The organism is Nonomuraea deserti, from assembly GCF_004348685.1.
Classification (GTDB): Bacteria; Actinomycetota; Actinomycetes; order Streptosporangiales; family Streptosporangiaceae; genus Nonomuraea; species Nonomuraea deserti.
This window is the reverse complement of sequence record NZ_SMKO01000443.1, coordinates 1-597: the sequence shown is the minus strand read 5'-3', so window position 1 is coordinate 597 and position 597 is coordinate 1. Positions and strand designations below refer to the sequence as shown.

The 597-nt window shown below is 75.0% G+C and carries 1 pseudogene; it reads left to right on the top strand.

Annotation, left to right across the window (positions count from 1 at the left end):
* Positions 1 to 44 precede the first annotated feature (44 nt).
* A pseudogene (locus tag E1292_RS56050) lies at positions 45 to 597 on the top strand (hypothetical protein); the annotation flags it as partial.

Genomic DNA, 597 nt, shown 5'->3' with positions numbered 1-597 from the left:
CACCCCTGACCCGCCGGCCATCACCACCACCCCACCCGCCTGCCGTGGGCCGCCGCCTCGAACGAGCCCGCGGCGAGACCGCCCCGGTGGGGCCCCGGGCCGGTGCGCCGCCCCCGGTGAACGCCGGACCGGTGAACCCCGGACCAGTGAACCCCGGACCAGTGAACCCCGGACCAGTGAACCCCGGACCAGTGAACCCCGGACCAGTGAACCCCGGACCAGTGAACCCCGGACCGGTGAGCCGGACCGTCCTGCCGCGGACCCCCGAAGCGAGCCGCCACATCCCGTCGGAACACCCAGTGCACCGCCCGATCGCCCATGCGGCCGCGCCGTCCAGAGCCCGGCCCGTCCGAACGCTCAGCGCCGAAGTGGCCCGACGAGCGCCCCAGGGACGGCGGCACGCGGACCACAGAACACCACGCCCTGTCCGAGCGTCAGGACGACGGGCAGCACCCCACCCTCTGCCACCACGAACGACCCGACCGGTCGAGCGACCAGCAACCCCCGACACACGACCGGACCGGCGAGCGGCGATCGGCGGCGAGCGACAGGCGACGAGCAACACACGACGGCTGGCGGGTGGCGGGTGGCGGGTGG